Origin of the sequence: Treponema sp. OMZ 799 (assembly GCF_024181365.1) — a bacterium.
GTDB lineage: Bacteria > Spirochaetota > Spirochaetia > Treponematales > Treponemataceae > Treponema_B.
This window is the reverse complement of record NZ_CP051301.1, coordinates 1,687,257-1,702,347: the sequence shown is the minus strand read 5'-3', so window position 1 is coordinate 1,702,347 and position 15,091 is coordinate 1,687,257. Positions and strand designations below refer to the sequence as shown.

The 15,091-nt window shown below is 36.6% G+C and carries 16 protein-coding genes; 12 read left to right on the top strand and 4 right to left on the bottom strand.

Translation table 11 applies throughout. The features are described from left to right. Nucleotides 1-28: 28 nt before the first annotated feature. Nucleotides 29-1,786 (bottom strand): aminopeptidase P family protein, encoded by a 1,758-nt coding sequence (locus tag E4O04_RS07710; RefSeq protein WP_253707183.1) that lies wholly within the window; start codon nt 1,784-1,786, stop codon nt 29-31. 112 nt (nt 1,787-1,898) lie between these two features. After that, entirely contained in the window at nt 1,899-3,035 is a 1,137-nt protein-coding gene (locus E4O04_RS07705) for a hypothetical protein (protein ID WP_253687932.1), read from the bottom strand. 142 nt (nt 3,036-3,177) lie between these two features. Between E4O04_RS07705 and E4O04_RS07700 the strand changes: the two genes are divergently transcribed. The 12 genes from E4O04_RS07700 to E4O04_RS07645 all read left to right on the top strand — a co-directional run bounded on the left by E4O04_RS07700 (nt 3,178) and on the right by E4O04_RS07645 (nt 13,172). After that, nucleotides 3,178-3,597: a hypothetical protein gene (locus E4O04_RS07700; protein WP_253687933.1), complete on the top strand. Its 420-nt coding sequence runs from the start codon at nt 3,178-3,180 to the stop codon at nt 3,595-3,597. A 69-nt stretch (nt 3,598-3,666) separates the two neighbouring features. Beyond that, nucleotides 3,667-4,668, top strand: coding sequence for a DHH family phosphoesterase (locus E4O04_RS07695; RefSeq protein WP_253687934.1), 1,002 nt, complete (start codon nt 3,667-3,669; stop codon nt 4,666-4,668). Between the two features lie 74 nt (nt 4,669-4,742). Then, nucleotides 4,743-5,282, top strand: coding sequence for a hypothetical protein (locus E4O04_RS07690; protein WP_253687935.1), 540 nt, complete (start codon nt 4,743-4,745; stop codon nt 5,280-5,282). Between the two features lie 147 nt (nt 5,283-5,429). After that, entirely contained in the window at nt 5,430-6,290 is an 861-nt protein-coding gene (locus E4O04_RS07685; protein WP_253687936.1) for a flagellin N-terminal helical domain-containing protein, read from the top strand. Between the two features lie 283 nt (nt 6,291-6,573). Then, on the top strand, nt 6,574-7,431 hold the full coding sequence (locus E4O04_RS07680; protein ID WP_253687937.1) for a flagellin N-terminal helical domain-containing protein: 858 nt from the start codon (nt 6,574-6,576) through the stop codon (nt 7,429-7,431). A gap of 201 nt (nt 7,432-7,632) precedes the next feature. Further along, nucleotides 7,633-8,004 carry a flagellar protein FlaG gene (locus E4O04_RS07675; RefSeq protein WP_002668949.1) on the top strand — a complete coding sequence of 124 codons (372 nt, stop codon included), beginning with the start codon at nt 7,633-7,635 and terminating at the stop codon, nt 8,002-8,004. Between the two features lie 46 nt (nt 8,005-8,050). Next, nucleotides 8,051-10,012: a flagellar filament capping protein FliD gene (gene fliD / locus E4O04_RS07670; RefSeq protein WP_253707181.1), complete on the top strand. Its 1,962-nt coding sequence runs from the start codon at nt 8,051-8,053 to the stop codon at nt 10,010-10,012. 9 nt (nt 10,013-10,021) lie between these two features. Further along, nucleotides 10,022-10,627, top strand: coding sequence for a hypothetical protein (locus E4O04_RS07665; RefSeq protein WP_253707179.1), 606 nt, complete (start codon nt 10,022-10,024; stop codon nt 10,625-10,627). A gap of 1 nt (nt 10,628) precedes the next feature. Further along, entirely contained in the window at nt 10,629-10,889 is a 261-nt protein-coding gene (locus E4O04_RS07660; protein WP_253687940.1) for a DUF4822 domain-containing protein, read from the top strand. A gap of 1 nt (nt 10,890) precedes the next feature. Further along, nucleotides 10,891-11,322, top strand: a complete 432-nt coding sequence (tsaE, locus tag E4O04_RS07655; protein WP_253687941.1) for a tRNA (adenosine(37)-N6)-threonylcarbamoyltransferase complex ATPase subunit type 1 TsaE — start codon at nt 10,891-10,893, stop codon at nt 11,320-11,322. Then, complete coding sequence (tsaB, locus tag E4O04_RS07650; RefSeq protein ID WP_253687942.1) at nt 11,319-11,975, top strand: tRNA (adenosine(37)-N6)-threonylcarbamoyltransferase complex dimerization subunit type 1 TsaB; 657 nt, start codon at nt 11,319-11,321, stop codon at nt 11,973-11,975. The genes tsaE and tsaB overlap by 4 nt, the downstream gene beginning before the upstream one ends. Before the next feature lie 27 nt (nt 11,976-12,002). Beyond that, on the top strand, nt 12,003-13,172 hold the full coding sequence (locus E4O04_RS07645; RefSeq protein ID WP_253687943.1) for an HD-GYP domain-containing protein: 1,170 nt from the start codon (nt 12,003-12,005) through the stop codon (nt 13,170-13,172). A 4-nt stretch (nt 13,173-13,176) separates the two neighbouring features. On the opposite strand, the gene E4O04_RS07640 is transcribed toward E4O04_RS07645, so the two are convergent. Both E4O04_RS07640 and lepB read right to left on the bottom strand, forming a co-directional pair. Further along, nucleotides 13,177-14,385, bottom strand: coding sequence for a coproporphyrinogen-III oxidase family protein (locus E4O04_RS07640; RefSeq protein ID WP_253707177.1), 1,209 nt, complete (start codon nt 14,383-14,385; stop codon nt 13,177-13,179). Further along, a complete protein-coding gene (lepB, locus tag E4O04_RS07635; protein WP_253687945.1) occupies nt 14,385-15,086 on the bottom strand; it encodes a signal peptidase I in 702 nt (233 codons plus the stop codon). Before lepB ends, E4O04_RS07640 begins: the two co-directional genes overlap by 1 nt. Nucleotides 15,087-15,091: the final 5 nt, after the last annotated feature.

The window sequence follows — 15,091 nt, the reverse complement described above, 5'->3', positions numbered from 1 at the left end:
GATTTTTTTAAATTTAAAAGAAAATCTCTTAAATAGCCTTAGTTCTATCTACTAAAAAGGCCTTATGGGCTTCATCCAAATAGGGACTAAGCCTTTCACGAACTTCTTTGTGATATTCGTTTAGCCAATTAATATCCTCATCCGATAGAATTCCGGGGACAATGGGTCTCGTATCAATAGGACAGAGGGTAATTGTCTTAAACTGATAGAACTCTCCGTCATCTGTTTTTGCAAATTCGGTAGTAACGATCAAGCTTTCAATGCGAATCCCGTGACTTCCTGCAACATAGAGCCCGGGTTCATTGGAGGTTACCATACCAAGTTTCATAGGAACATCTAAAAAGCGGCTTGAAATCGATTGAGGTCCCTCATGTACGGAAAGCACATAACCTACCCCGTGGCCTGTACCGTGTTTGTAATCACGTCCTCTAGCCCAAAGGTGTTCTCTTGGAATGGTATCGATAGCATGGCCTGTAGTTCCGGCCTTAAATTTGGCACGGGCAAGAGAAATATGGGCTTTTAAAACAAGTGTATAGTCCGTTTTTTCCTGCTCTGTAAGCTCTCCAAGTTTTATGGTTCTAGTAATATCTGTTGTACCGTTTAGATACTGTCCTCCGCTGTCCAAAAGCAAGAAACTCTTAGGTTGAAGTTTTGCAGATTCGGCAGGGGAAGGCGCATAGTGAATGATGGCACCGTTGGGGCCGTAGCCTGAGATGGTCTCAAAACTTTCTTCTAAAAAGTCCTTGCCTTCTGCCCTGAATTTTAAGAGTTTTTCGCTTACATCCCATTCTGTAATACCTTTTCCTGCATTTTCCTCTACCCATTTTAGGATTTTTACCATTGCGGCGCCGTCTTTTTCCATAGCGTCATCGAAGTTTTTAAGCTCAACGGCATTTTTTATTGCTTTAAGCGTTGAGGTTAGATTTAAACCTTTTTCAACATTTGCTTTGATTTGGCTGTACAAATACACATTTGTTCTTGAAGGATCTATGTAAACTTTTCCTGTAAGTTTTGCGGCTTCTGCAAAGACATCTTCATACCCCATTACCGTAACCCCTTGAGAAGCAAAGTATGATTTAACCTCGTCGGTTAACTGTTTCGACGAAATAAAAATAATTGCCCTAGTTTTATCGACTATTGCATAAGCGGTAACAACAGGATTACATCTTACATCTCTTCCGCGGACATTAAAAAGATAGCAGACATCTTCAAGGGCTCCGATAACCGTAGAATCGGCTTTTTTTTCGGTAAGCATGTAGCGGACTTCTTCAATCTTTTCTTTTGCGGATTTTCCTGTGTATTTTTCCTCTAAGATAAAAGCTTCACTTAAAACAGCCTGAGGACGGTCTTTCCAGATTTCGCCTATTAGGTCGATATCTGTAACAAGTTCAATACCACCAAGCTCTTTTTGCATAGAATCAAAGCTGTAAACAGATACAACCTTACCATCCATTCCGAGTTTTTCACCCGGTTTTAAAGCGGATTTTAAAAACTCGTTTACGGTGGGAACCCCCGGCTCCATCATTTTATAAAGTTCAATTCCGGATCCTTCAAGCTGCTTTTCAGCCTGTAAAAAGTAACGGCCGTCCGTCCATAAAATAGCCTTATCCTTGGTAACAAGAACGGTTCCTGCAGATCCCGTAAAACCCGAAATAAACTCGCGTGTTTTATAGTTTTCGGGTAAATATTCACTCTGATGAGGATCGGAAGAAGGGATCAAATAAGCACTTAAAGAATGCTCCTTCATTTTTTGCCTTAGAGCGGCAACTCTATCTCGTATATTCATATAAACCATCCTTTAAAATATAATTTTATGTCTTGAGAGTATAATACTATTTATATTTTATGTAAAGCCTTTTAATATGTAAACCATTTACTATGTAAATTTAATAAAACGTTTATCGGTTCAAATGATATTGATAAATTCTATAAACTATATCCCTCTTTGCCCCTGTTTTTTCGATGTCGGTAATCATGGGAATATTGTATTCCCAAATAGTAGAACCTTCTCCTTCCAAATATCCTTTTTTTATTGCAGCCTGATAAAGGCGTGAATAAATGGCGGCCGAAACGCCTTTATTACGATATTTAGGATCAACAAATAAAACAAAAGTTCTAAGACGTCTCATTTTACGTTTATAATAAAGGAATTTAAAAATACCTAAGGGAAAAAGCTTACCTTTGAGGTGCTTCAATACATCATTATAATCGGGAAGAGTAACATTAAAACCTATGGGACTGCCATCAGCTGTTCTCGCAATAAAAATCAATTCCTCATCGGCGAAAGATATCAGCTGTTTTAAAACCATATCAATTTCTTTACGGGTCATGGGCATAAAGTCTTCCCATTCTTCAGGTTCGGAATTTAAAAGAATTGTGTGAACATCTCCTATATCCCGCTTAACATTCTTTTTTAAGTCAATATGATCTACATGAAAACCATAGCGCTTTTCTACCAAAGGAGCTAATCGTACATATCGGCTTGCATCGACATCATCAAAACGGGCATGATAAGCATAGCAATCCCAATATTTTTCGAACCCGAACCTTATAAAAAAGTCGTTATAATATTTTTTGTTATAGGTATTCATTATATATGTGCGGTTTTCAAAATTATCGGTAATAAATCCCCGGTTATCTTCCCCTCCCGGAAGAGAAAGAGGTCCTTTAATTCTATCCATACCTTTTTCCAAAAACCATTTTTTTGCAGCATCAAGCATTTTTTCGGCGACGGCATAATCTTCAATACACTCAAATTGCGAAATATAACCGACCCGAATTTTTTTATATTCATTCAATTTACCGTCAATTCCGTACAAAATACGGCCTACTGTTTTTCCGTCGATTTGAGCAACTATCTTTACGTGAGGTCCTGCATCACATAAAGAATTATCGGTTCCCGACACATATTTTTTATACTCGCTTATAATAGGCGGTATCCATGAACTATCATTCTTATACAACTCAAAAGGTAAAAGAGCAAATTCATTCAATAGTTTTGAATTATTAACTTCAAGTAAAACAATTTTATCCATAATTTTTTCCCGAATTTATTTTTATTAATTAAAGTAAGAAAATAACATTTTTTTTAAGTCTTTGTCAATATTGTAAGTTTTTACAATTTTACACTTGCAAAATTCATAACTTATGTGTATAATGTTGTAACTGGAGGAATATATGAAGAAATCAATACTAAGCTTGGTCTTTTTAGTTCTAATTTTTTCACTTTTTACCATTGCCCCGGCTTTTTCACAAAAGGTTGATGAAGCAGACGTTTACTATGTAAATGTGCAAATTTTAAAAATCTTTGCACATTCAAAGGGGTTTTATGTTATTTACCGAAGAGCCGGATTAAAACATGCAGAAGTCTTTATTCCGAAATCTTGGCTTGAACCTCAAGATGGTAGAGCTAAAATGGAATTGGTAAACACCAGAGTTAACCCATATTTATCTTTTTATCTTAAAGACGGAAAATTTGATCACATCAAAATAGCAGCTCCCAGAGACTTGGGAAGCCCGATATGGGGTGCATTAAAAGCGCCAAACCAATATGACGGTAAATTTGACGGCGTAGAAAGTCTTGAACTAAAATTTTAACATCTAACACAACCTAAGCTATCTATATCCTCTAAGGTGTGTACCTTAGAGGAATTTTATGAGGAATACATGCATAACAATAACAGCTCAACAATCAGCAAACCTTTAGTTCCGCAAAAATTGCTGGAATTTTTAAATACATATGAGAATTTTATAATTGCAGGTCATAAAGAGCCAGATGGTGACTGTATTGGAAGCTGTCTTGCAATGTCTTTCTTTTTGAAGAGAAAAAATAAAAATTGTATTTTAATGTCGGCAGGTCCTTTTAAGCGTATCGAAATAAAGGAATATGAAAATCTTTTTACCGATAAACTGGAAATTTCCGATAAGATAAACCCTCAAACTACAGGGCTGATAATCCTTGACTGCTCAGGCTTTGACCGCGTAGGTGAAATAGCAGATCTTATCAGAAGTTTTAAGTATATCATAATCGATCATCATGCTACCAATACGGAAAAGTCCGATACCTCTCTTATAATGCCGGATGCACCTTCTACAACCTATCTAATTCAGTCAATAATTGAAGAAATGGGAGAAAAATTGACAAAGGAAGAAGCAGATGCCTTGTTTTTCGGTCTTTGTACAGATACAGGATTTTTTAGACATTTGGATGAAAGAAGTGCTCAAGTTTTTGCCCATGCCTCCCGGCTTATTGAAGCCGGAGCCAATCCAAAACAAACCTTTATGAAAATGAATGGAGGCAAAAAATTTGAATCGCGCCTCCTTATTTCTCGAATCCTAAACAGAATGAAGACCTATTATGACGGAAAGCTTGTTATTTCATATGAAACTTATGATGATTTAATGGAATTCGGCCTTGAAGGCAGAGATTCCGATATATTGTACCAGCTGATTCAGACGGTGGAAGGGGTTGAAGCTATCTGCATAGTACGCCAAGAATCTCCAAGCCATTGTTCAGTGGGATTTAGATCCTTGGATAAGATTGATGTAAGCAAGATAGCCTCCTCCTTCGGCGGCGGCGGGCATAAACAGGCATCAGGCTTGTACATAGAAGGAAAATTTGATGATTTGATTCCAAAGTTTGTTGAAGCCTTTGGAACTCAAATGTAAATTTTACATTGTTTTTTTTAAGATAATGTGGTAAAATATTTTTTATAATTAAATTGTTTATGGGAGAATGAGCTTTGAACAATGATGAAATTTTGTTTCCGCTATTGGAAAAAGGCGATATCAAACGTACTATGGAGATGGCCTCTAATGAGAGCAAAAAACCTTTTGAAATTGTATCTGAAGGTATGAACGTAGTTACGGCATCTATTTTAGCGGATATACCCTCAGTTTATAAAATGGATTTAATAAGGAAGGTAGGAGCTCTTTTTTCTACTCAAGAATATTGTGAACTCCTAAATCAAAAAATGTTTACCCTTAAACCTGAAGAACGCGATAAACTAAAAGATCAGGGTATCCTTATAAATAGAGAGACAACCCTTCCCTATTGCCAATGGTTTAATATCTTTGAAATAGCTTTTCCTTGGCTGCCTCTTTCCGTTTTTGAAGATTTTGCTGTCTATCTTAGAGATGAAAAAAAGCTAATACTTGATAAGGAAACCATTGAAATTGTAAGAGATAATTTTTCAATATCAAAACGGTATTCGGAAAGGGAGCTTTCCCGTCTTTTTGATTCAAACATACTAAAAGATCCCGCTGATATAGAAGATGAATAGTAAATTTATATCTTTTTTTCGATTTTTTTTTTAAAAAAGGCCTAAAGTTTTAGAAACAGGAAACCGATCATAGATAATGAGGGTTTTCTATCCTCAAAATAAAGCAAGGATGCTTTATAAACACATTATTCCAGGGAGGAATATCTTATGATTATTAATCACAACATGAGTGCGATGTTCGCACAGAGAACGCAGGGTGTTACCAATGTACGCATCGGTAAAGACATCGAAAAGCTTTCATCCGGTTTACGCATTAACCGTGCAGGCGATGACGCTTCCGGTCTTGCAGTTTCCGAGAAAATGAGAAGTCAGATTCGAGGTTTAAACCAAGCTTCTGCAAACGCTTCAAACGGCATTAACTTTATTCAAGTAGCCGAAGCTTTCTTGCAGGAAACAACCGACATCATGCAGAGAATCAGAGAGTTGGCTGTTCAGTCTTCAAACGGTATCTACTCTGCTGAAGACAGAATGCAGATTCAGGTTGAAGTTTCTCAGTTGGTTGCCGAAGTTGACCGAATTGCAAGTTCAGCCCAATTTAACGGTATGAATATGCTTACAGGCCGCTTTGCACGCGAAACAGGTGAAAATGTTGTTACCGGTTCTATGTGGTTCCATATCGGAGCAAACATGGATCAGAGAATGCGCGTTTATATCGGCACAATGTCGGCTGCCGCCCTCGGTATCCGAAATATCGGCGACGAAAAAATTATGACGATTGAAACCGCAGATGCCGCTAACCGAGGAATCGGAATCATTGATGAAGGTCTAAAAAAGATCAACAAGCAAAGAGCCGATCTTGGCGGTTACCAGAACAGAATGGAATTGACGGTTGTAGGTATTGATATCGCAGCCGAAAACCTCCAAGCTGCAGAGTCAAGAATCCGTGATGCAGATATGGCAAAACAAATGGTAGAATATACCAAGAACCAAATCTTGTCAAATACCGGTATCGCAATGCTTGCTCAGGCTAATAACAACAGCCAGCTTGTAATGTCTCTTTTAAGGTAACAAATTTGTAAAATACTCTTGTATTTTTTTAATTATAAGAGTATAATGTGTTAGGCGTGAAGGGGAAATCCCCTGCACGCTTAAACGATCTTTGAAAAAATGCCCTTGATTGGCGGCCCTTATGAAGCCCTGTATTACAGTATTATTAACAGTTTGAATAAAATTGTTAATAATACTGTCTTTATAATTTGTGTAAAAGGCGCAAAATTTTATACAATATTATAAAATACAGGAGTATTTTTCAGCAAAGGATGCTGAACTATAGGACTTCAGGGAGGGTCATATGATTATTAATCACAATATGAGTGCAATGTTTGCACAGCGACAGGGAGGAGTCAACGAACTTCATCTCGCAAAAAACATCGAAAAGCTTTCCAGTGCGGAAAGAATCAACCGTGCAGGTGACGATGCTTCAGGTTTAGCCGTATCCGAAAAGATGCGCAGCCAGATCAGAGGTTTAAACCAGGCCGGACAGAATATTCAAAACGGTGTTTCTTTCATTCAAGCAACAGAAGGTTACTTAGGTGAAACGACAGATATAATACAGAGATTAAGAGAGTTGGCTATACAGGCCTCAAACGGCATTTATTCAGCCGAAGACAGGATGCAGATTCAAGTTGAAGTTTCACAGCTTGTTGACGAAGTAGACAGAATCGCAAGCCATGCTCAGTTCAACGGAATGAATATCCTTACAGGCCGTTTCGCTCAAGATTCCGTATCGGGACCTATGCAGCTCCATGTCGGTGCAAATATGGACCAAAGAGAAAAGATCTACATAGGAACAATGACAGCTACAGCACTCGGTATTATAGGAGCACAACAGGGCGGAGAAGACAAGATGATTTCAATGTCTTCTGTAGACGGTGCAAACATGGCATTGGGAGCCCTTGATAATGCTCTTAAGCAGATTAACAAGCAGCGCGCAGACCTTGGTGCATACCAGAATAGGTTTGAAATGGCATATAACGGTATAGCAATTGCTGCCGAAAATATGCAGGCTGCCGAATCAAGAATCCGAGACGCAGACATGGCTAAAGAGATTGTTGACTATACAAAGAATCAGATCTTGATCCAATCAGGAACTGCTATGTTGGCACAGGCCAATGCACAGCCTCAGGCTGTTGTCAGGCTTCTTCAATAACGAAGCAGATCTTGTAAGGGCCGATAAAAAAAGAGATAACCGGATGTCATCTCTTAAAATTAAAGGCCTTTAGAATCTTTAGGAAGAAAGAAGATGCGCCCTTCTTCTTCCTTTTTTTTACTGCTAAGAGTTGATGCTTAAAACGTTATAACTATATTTAGATGTCACGGATGATGTCTATTTAAAGCCAAGGAGGTTTTTATGAGTATAGAAATAAACGGCATAGGGCACCAAGCAGCATTACAACAAAAACGTGATACAGTGATTAACGGCTCGATGAGAGCTGCATCGGATGTAATAGTACAAAAGGAAGCTGCCGAACAAGCCGAAAATCAAAAGACGCTGGTGGACCCGAATGAAATCTCAAAAGCGGTTGCACAAATCCAAAAATTATGCGACATGTGTGATCGTAAATTGCAATTTAGAGTAAACAAAGAAACAAACCGCATTGTTGTTAAGGTAATAGATGCAAATACCGACAAGGTAATAAGGGAAATTCCATCTGAAGCAATACAACGGCTGCAGGCAAGAATACTTGAAACAGTCGGCCTTTTATTCGATGAATCAATCTAGTCGGAAATTTTCCCTTTTTTAGGTAGTAAGAAAAATAGGGGTTTAAATGTCCGATTTAAGTATACCGGGAGTCAACAGTACATACGAAAAGCTTGTTGAAGCTTTGATGAAAAAGGAAAGAATTCCTCGCGACAGAGAAGCCGAAAAACTCGAACGTCTAAAATTGCAGGATGATTCGTGGAGACAGGTCAATAAATTTTCTCTTGAAGTACGCAATGCTGCAAGAGACCTATATTCTTTTAATAATCCCTTTGTAGAAAAAATAGCAGAATCCTCAAATGAAAGATCCTTTACCGCGACAGCTTCCAGAGGAGCCAAGGATCAAAACGTAAAAATTAATGTTGTCCAAATCGCAGAAGCAGATAAATTTTTAACCAAAGAAGTAAATAAAGATATTGAAATAAAAAAAGGGGTATATACTTTTAAGGTAGGAGAAAAAAACATATCAGTAAACTGGAAGGGAGGGAAATATAAGGGTTTTATCGACCTTGTAAACTCAAGGGCAAAAGAAATTTTAAATATCAGCGAAATAAAAATAACACCAGAAACAAAATCCCTGCTCTTTTCATCCAATATAACAGGGGCAAAAAACAGGTTGGAATTTGCCGATGATGCCCTATCGATGGCTCTTGAGATGGGACTTATCAAAAAAAATGATACATCTGCCATAAAAACTTCAGTTACTTCCATTGAAACCGGACCTGAGTCCTCTCAAAAAATAGATTTTTCAGAATCTGTAAGAGCTAAAGGTCAATATGTCATGGAGCTTACAGTTTCAATTAAGGAACCGTCAAAAGCTTCTGCACAAAAAGAAGAAACGGGAGAAAAAACTTACGAACAAATAGGCTCAATCTCATATAGGGGTATTGTTATACAAAATGAACCTTCAAACGACGGCCTTGAAAAAACTAAAATGGAACCTAAGGAAGCCTCAGATCATCGAAAAGTTGATATGAATATTTTAGCCTTAGAATCAACACGAGGAGTGCTTATTCCCCTGCCCCCCCTTTCTGAAAATACCGAAACACAAACAATTACGATTCCTTTGGCTGAATACGGGGATGTAAAAGCTCTTGCAATAAACAATAATAATACCGAAAAGGCTGTTTTTATCGAAAACATCAAAATATTCGATCCTAAGGCTGCGGGAGATTATGTTCCGGTAAACCCTGTTTCGACAGCACAAGATGCTATAATAAATTTTGAAGGTATTCAAATTAAAAGGGATAAAAACGACATTGACGATTTAATTCCCGGAGTAACCCTTCATACACATGAATCATCGGAAAAACAGGAAAAACTAACCATAAAGCCTGATGTAGAAGCAGTAAAAAATGCCATTATTGAACTAGTGGCCAAATATAATCGCGTTTTTGCTCAAATAAACATATTAACGCAAAATAAGCCCGAAATTATAGAAGAGCTGACCTATCTTTCAGAAGCGGAGGTTGAAGATGCTCAAAAAAAATTGGGGCTTATGTATGGCGACTCTACTTTGATGTCTTTAAAATCCAATTTAAGACAAAAAATAAATACTCCATATAAGGCCGCTGATGATTCAAAAATATTTATGCTTGCTCAATTGGGTGTTTCTACAAAATCCGATAATGCAGGCGGCATAGACATGTCCCGCCTTCGCGGATATCTTGAAATTGACGAAAAAAAACTTGATGAAGCTTTAAACAACAATATGGAAGAGGTAAGACTTTTTTTCGGTTTTGATTCTGACGGAGATATTTTAATAGATTCCGGACTTGCCCATGCAGTATACGAGTACATTAATCCGTATACGCAAAGAGGCGGTATCTTTGGTGTAAAAACCGACGCTTTAAAACTAAAGATGGACTCTTCTCAAAAAAGAATCGAAAACTACGACAAAAAATTAGCCGAAAAAGAATTAGCACTTAAGAGGAAATATGGAATAATGGATGGAACCTTAAAAAGTTTACAAAAACAATCTCAGACAATGGATAATTTTAACAAACAACTTCAAAATCAAAATAAATAAGGAATAAAGATGAAAGTAAAATTAAACGGACAAGAAATTGAATTAAAACTTGAAAAAGAAATAACTATAGGCGATGTTCTTGGAAATATAGAACAAGAATGCCGAAACCAAAAAAGTACTATAACTCAAGTTTGCGTGAACGGAAAAGAATTGACTTTAAGCGAGCTTGATGAGCTTTTTCAAGATCCCCATCAAATAGAAATAGACATTGAGCTGTTTACAACAAGCGGAGAGGATATACGCAGCCTTTTAAAAGGGCTTGGTGATGAATTTATAAAAAATTCGGAAGAAATCGAGAAAATTCCTATCAAGGTCCAAACAGGAAACGATGTTGAAGTTATCAAAGCAATCGAAGATTTTTCCGTTAACCTTGCAAAATTATATGAAACAGCTAAATTATTCGATATTGCAGAGATCCCCGAAGATCTAAAATTAGGAGAGATGACCCTCAGAGAATACCAAAGCGAAATATCGTCTAATTTAGATGCTATTATTAATGCTATTGAAGATACGGATACGGTAGAAATTTCGGATATTGCCGAATATGAACTGGCACCGCTTGTAAAAAAGCTCGGAAATGGTTTATTATCAATAAGAACAATAACCGGAGATTAAAATGATTGTTTCTGAAATAAAAAATATTGAAAAAGAAGATACACATATATATTACAGGCAAAAATATGCCGGAACGGCGGTATATACAATATTAGGTAAAGAACAAAACGGAAAGGTTGAATTTTTTGTAGAACATAAACCTACAGGTGAAACCGAAATACAGGTACAGATGATAGACAAGATAGACTATCCTGTATTACAAATAATGATGGAGTTAAAAGCCTGTGTCCGCCGTTTAGTTGAAACAAGGAAATTACCGTAATATGGAATTTATAACAAAGACTGAAGAAGACACTATTAATTTAGGAAAAAAGATAGGAAAAAAATTAAAAAAAGGAGATGTAATAGCCCTTGACGGTTCTTTGGCAGCTGGAAAAACCTATCTTACAAAGGGTATAGCACAAGGCTTAGACATTGAAGAGGACATTACAAGCCCGACCTTTACATTAATATCAGAATACTCAGGACGGCTGCATCTATATCATATGGATGTATACAGAATTGAAGGAGTTGAGGATTTTTTAGACTTGGGTACCGAAGAAATGTTATATGGAGACGGAGTTTGTGTGGTTGAATGGAGTAAAAAGGTAAAAGAAGCCTTGCCCAAAAACACTATTTATATCGGTATAACTGTAAATGATGATAATTCCAGAAAAATTATCATCAATGACAAAGACTTTGGTGAGGATCTATGAATATCGTTTGCATCGATACAAGTTGGACATCTATTGCAATAACCGCTCAAGGAAATGCCGGTACATTTACCTCTGTTTTTACACCGGCTAAAGCCAGACATTCTGCTGTGATTATTCCGGCAATAGAAACAGCAGTACAACAGGCAGGTTTTTCTATAAACGAAACCGATATTTTAGTATGTCCTCAGGGGCCGGGAGGCTTTACCGGTTTAAGGCTTGCTTACTCAACGGCAAAGGCAATTCAGCTGCAAACTAATGCCCGTTTTTTTTGTGTTTCTATTTTGGAAGCTCTTTGTTGTAAATACGGCGGTAAAAATCAATTTTTATCGGTTATTGATGCAAAACGAGATTGTTTTTATGTGCAGGCATTTGAAAACAAAAAACCGGTCTCGGAAGCTTTTGATATAAGCGCACAAGAAGCTCTTAAACTGATCGATAAAAACAAAAAAACGATTATTTGCGGTTTTGGTACCGAAAAATTTAATGAAGAAGCCGGAGCGTCTATTGATGCAAATAATATTACCTTGATAGAAGCAGACAAAGAAGCTTTCTCAAAAATTTTACTTGATTGTTTTATCAAAAATCAAGCCTGTAAAAAAGTGGAAGATCATGAGGGTCCTGTATATATAAGGAAGAGCGATGCAGAATATTAGTTATTTGAAATTAAAGGATTTTGGCCTATGATAAAAAATAAAAACAAAGATAAATCTGAAATAGGGATTCATGAAAAAAATTTTCTCACTCTTGATGAAGTAGAAATGCTTGATGAAGTAGAAGAAGAATTGGAAGAGCTCGATGATGACCTTTATCAAGACGATCCTGACAGTCTGCATCATCCGATAAATTTTAACAATCAAGAAATCAAAACCGAGGTTTTAAAAACAGCTGTAGACCTGCTTGCTACTCCCACCGTTTGCTCATTACTATTGGATAAAAATTTTTTGATACTATACATAAGCGATGCAGTAAACCATCTTTTTGAAGGTTATCACAATATAGAAAAAAAACCGTTTTTTAACATATTCGGAAGCACTCTTGAAAAGTCCTCCCTTGATGACCTTTTAACAAAATTAAGGAGCCCTAATAGAGGCTACTCATGGTCAGGAGTTTTAAAGCATAAAACAAGATACCGTAAGACTATGTATACAAAGACAAACATATTTCCCTTATTTGATAATAATACTCTCAACGGGTACTGGGTTATGTTTGAAGATATAAGCAATTCTTATTTAAGCCAATATAAGGGTATGATGGAAAGTCTATTAAATGCCTCAAAATTAAAGGATAATGATACAGGCTTTCATAATGAAAGGCTTAATTATTATTCGAAAGCCCTTGCCGAAGTCTTGTTTAAGGAGAATTTGTTTCCTCAAATAGATGCCGATTTTATAGATAATATTTCTTCTCTCGCAGCTATACACGATATAGGAAAAATAGGAACACCCGATTATATCTTACAAAAAAAAGGTTCCCTTAATGACGTGGAATGGGCTGTTATGAGAGAGCATACTATTAACGGAACCCTAATCCTTGCAAACTACCCTATCCCTATGGCAAAAGAAATCACCCTTAGCCATCATGAGAGATGGGACGGAAGGGGCTATCCTTATAGACTTGCAGGTGAAATGATTCCTCTATCGGCGCGTATAGTGGCTATAGCCGATGTTTACGATGCCCTTAGAATGAAAAGGTCTTACAAAGAAGGAATTCCTCACAAGGAAACTGTTATACATATTGCAAACGGATCCGGAGGACACTTTGACCCTACCCTGATTGAAGCTTTCGAAAGTATACACAAAGAATTTAATTATATATGGGAACAAAATAAGGACCAAAGTCAGGCCGGATAAATTTTTAAAATAAGGTATCAATTTCTTGAAATAGATCCTGCAAAAATAAATTTAAATAAAGAAAACCTTTTTCAGTTAAATAAAATCTTTTTTCCGTTAAAACGGCCTCTTTCCTATTGAGCCATTTTGAAATAGTTTTTCCTGCAAATACCGTAATATCCTTACCGAATCTTGATTTAAAAAAAGACCTGTCAATCCCCTCGGTTAGCCTTAAGCCCATCATAAAGGCTTCTTCAATAAATTCTTTTTCATCAATGGTTTCATATTCATAAACATCATCTCTGTTTTTTGCAGTCATCCATTTATCTATATTTTTAATTGCAGAAAATCTCAATGCGTGAGCATGTGAATGTAAGTAAGCATGTTCATGGGCATCGGCATTTACAGAAGCAGGGAGGGCTTCTTTATTAAAAAAAATTGAACCGAAGGCACCGGGACCGACCCCGATATAATCCTCCAACCTCCAATATTTCTCATTATGTATACTTTTATATGAATTTTTGTATGAAAAATTAGACACTTCATACTTATTATAGCTATTTTTCTCTAAAATATTCTTACCATAGCTCCATAACTCGGCTATTTCATCATCTTTCTCGGCTGAAACCCTTGTATTTGAACAAAGGGCGTACAAAGAAAAATGCTCAGGTTTGAAAGCCAATAAGGTTTCTATGTCATCTTTTAGAATATCAAAGGTCTGCTTATTTAGTCCTGCGATTAGATCACAAGAAAGGATTAGGTCTTTTTTAGTGCGCAAAAGTTCAAGAGCTGAAAGGCTTAATTTTCTTTCTCCCCTCCTCTTACAAGCTCTTAAAACCTCATCATTAAGGGACTGAATTCCTACCGAAAACCTATTAACTCCTCCTTGGGCTGCTGCAGATAAAAATTCTTTATTTAAATCTTCAGGATTAATTTCAACCGTAAATTCTTTAGGAGAATTTCTTTGAGCGGCCAATATTTGCGATGAAAGGTAAAAAAGATCATCAGGAGATAAAAGAGACGGAGTTCCGCCTCCTATATAAACGGTATCCCATTCACTTATGGAGAACTTATCTGCTTGAATTTTTATATCTTCAGCCAATCGTAAAACAAAGGGACTTAAAGCAGCTGATAATATATTCTTGAACCGGTCAGCCCGAACGGAAAAAAAATCGCAATAATTACATTTTTGGAGGCAAAAAGGTATGTGGATATAAAGCCCGGCCTTTTTCATCAATAGGTCTTAAACTCTTTAAGCGGCCAATATTTTAAAATAATTTTGCCGCATATTTTTTTATCTCCTTTTACAGCCCCCCAAAGACGGGAATCATCAGTGATTATCCTATTATCGCATAATACAAAATATTCTCCTTCTTTTAGAACCGTCTTAGGATATGCTCCTGAAAAAGGTAAGGATGAATCCCAATGAGCAGGCAGATCCTTAACTTCAATATCATAATTTTTTTGAGCTAACTCAAATTCGGTCAAAAAATGACTAGAATCTTTAGTTTTTATGTGCAATACAAAATTTTCCATATACAAGGTATCTCCGGGCAAGCCTACAATTCTCCTTATGGAATAAGCATCTGCACTCTGCAAATCAAAGGGTCTTACAAGATGAAAAGTAAAAAAGCCGACAACGGCATTTACAGCAGATTTAAAAAAAGGCTTATTTTGCGATGATGCGCCGTCGATAATAACCAGGTCCCCCCTTTTAGCTGAAGCCGGAGCATAGATGGGTGTAACCAAAACCATATCCCCCTTAGAAATTTCAGGAAACATAGTATCGGTTTGTAATCTATAAGTTTTTAACAGATATGATGTTATGAGTATATATGAAAGAAAAGCAAAAAGAACCAAAAAAATAATAAACAATACCTTGTTTCGGTACTCTCTCTTTGCCGTATATGAAAAATTTCTGTATTTTGCTGTCATTATTA

Bases quoted from the DNA above. Each gene is read 5' to 3' on its own strand.
- E4O04_RS07710 (WP_253707183.1), bottom strand. From the start codon at position 1,786: ATGAATATACGAGATAGAGTTGCCGCTCTAAGGCAAAAAATGAAGGAG.
- E4O04_RS07705 (WP_253687932.1), bottom strand. From the start codon at position 3,035: ATGGATAAAATTGTTTTACTTGAAGTTAATAATTCAAAACTATTGAAT.
- E4O04_RS07700 (WP_253687933.1), top strand. From the start codon at position 3,178: ATGAAGAAATCAATACTAAGCTTGGTCTTTTTAGTTCTAATTTTTTCA.
- E4O04_RS07695 (WP_253687934.1), top strand. From the start codon at position 3,667: ATGCATAACAATAACAGCTCAACAATCAGCAAACCTTTAGTTCCGCAA.
- E4O04_RS07685 (WP_253687936.1), top strand. From the start codon at position 5,430: ATGATTATTAATCACAACATGAGTGCGATGTTCGCACAGAGAACGCAG.
- E4O04_RS07680 (WP_253687937.1), top strand. From the start codon at position 6,574: ATGATTATTAATCACAATATGAGTGCAATGTTTGCACAGCGACAGGGA.
- E4O04_RS07675 (WP_002668949.1), top strand. From the start codon at position 7,633: ATGAGTATAGAAATAAACGGCATAGGGCACCAAGCAGCATTACAACAA.
- fliD (WP_253707181.1), top strand. From the start codon at position 8,051: ATGTCCGATTTAAGTATACCGGGAGTCAACAGTACATACGAAAAGCTT.
- E4O04_RS07665 (WP_253707179.1), top strand. From the start codon at position 10,022: ATGAAAGTAAAATTAAACGGACAAGAAATTGAATTAAAACTTGAAAAA.
- E4O04_RS07660 (WP_253687940.1), top strand. From the start codon at position 10,629: ATGATTGTTTCTGAAATAAAAAATATTGAAAAAGAAGATACACATATA.
- tsaE (WP_253687941.1), top strand. From the start codon at position 10,891: ATGGAATTTATAACAAAGACTGAAGAAGACACTATTAATTTAGGAAAA.
- tsaB (WP_253687942.1), top strand. From the start codon at position 11,319: ATGAATATCGTTTGCATCGATACAAGTTGGACATCTATTGCAATAACC.
- E4O04_RS07645 (WP_253687943.1), top strand. From the start codon at position 12,003: ATGATAAAAAATAAAAACAAAGATAAATCTGAAATAGGGATTCATGAA.
- E4O04_RS07640 (WP_253707177.1), bottom strand. From the start codon at position 14,385: ATGAAAAAGGCCGGGCTTTATATCCACATACCTTTTTGCCTCCAAAAA.
- lepB (WP_253687945.1), bottom strand. From the start codon at position 15,086: ATGACAGCAAAATACAGAAATTTTTCATATACGGCAAAGAGAGAGTAC.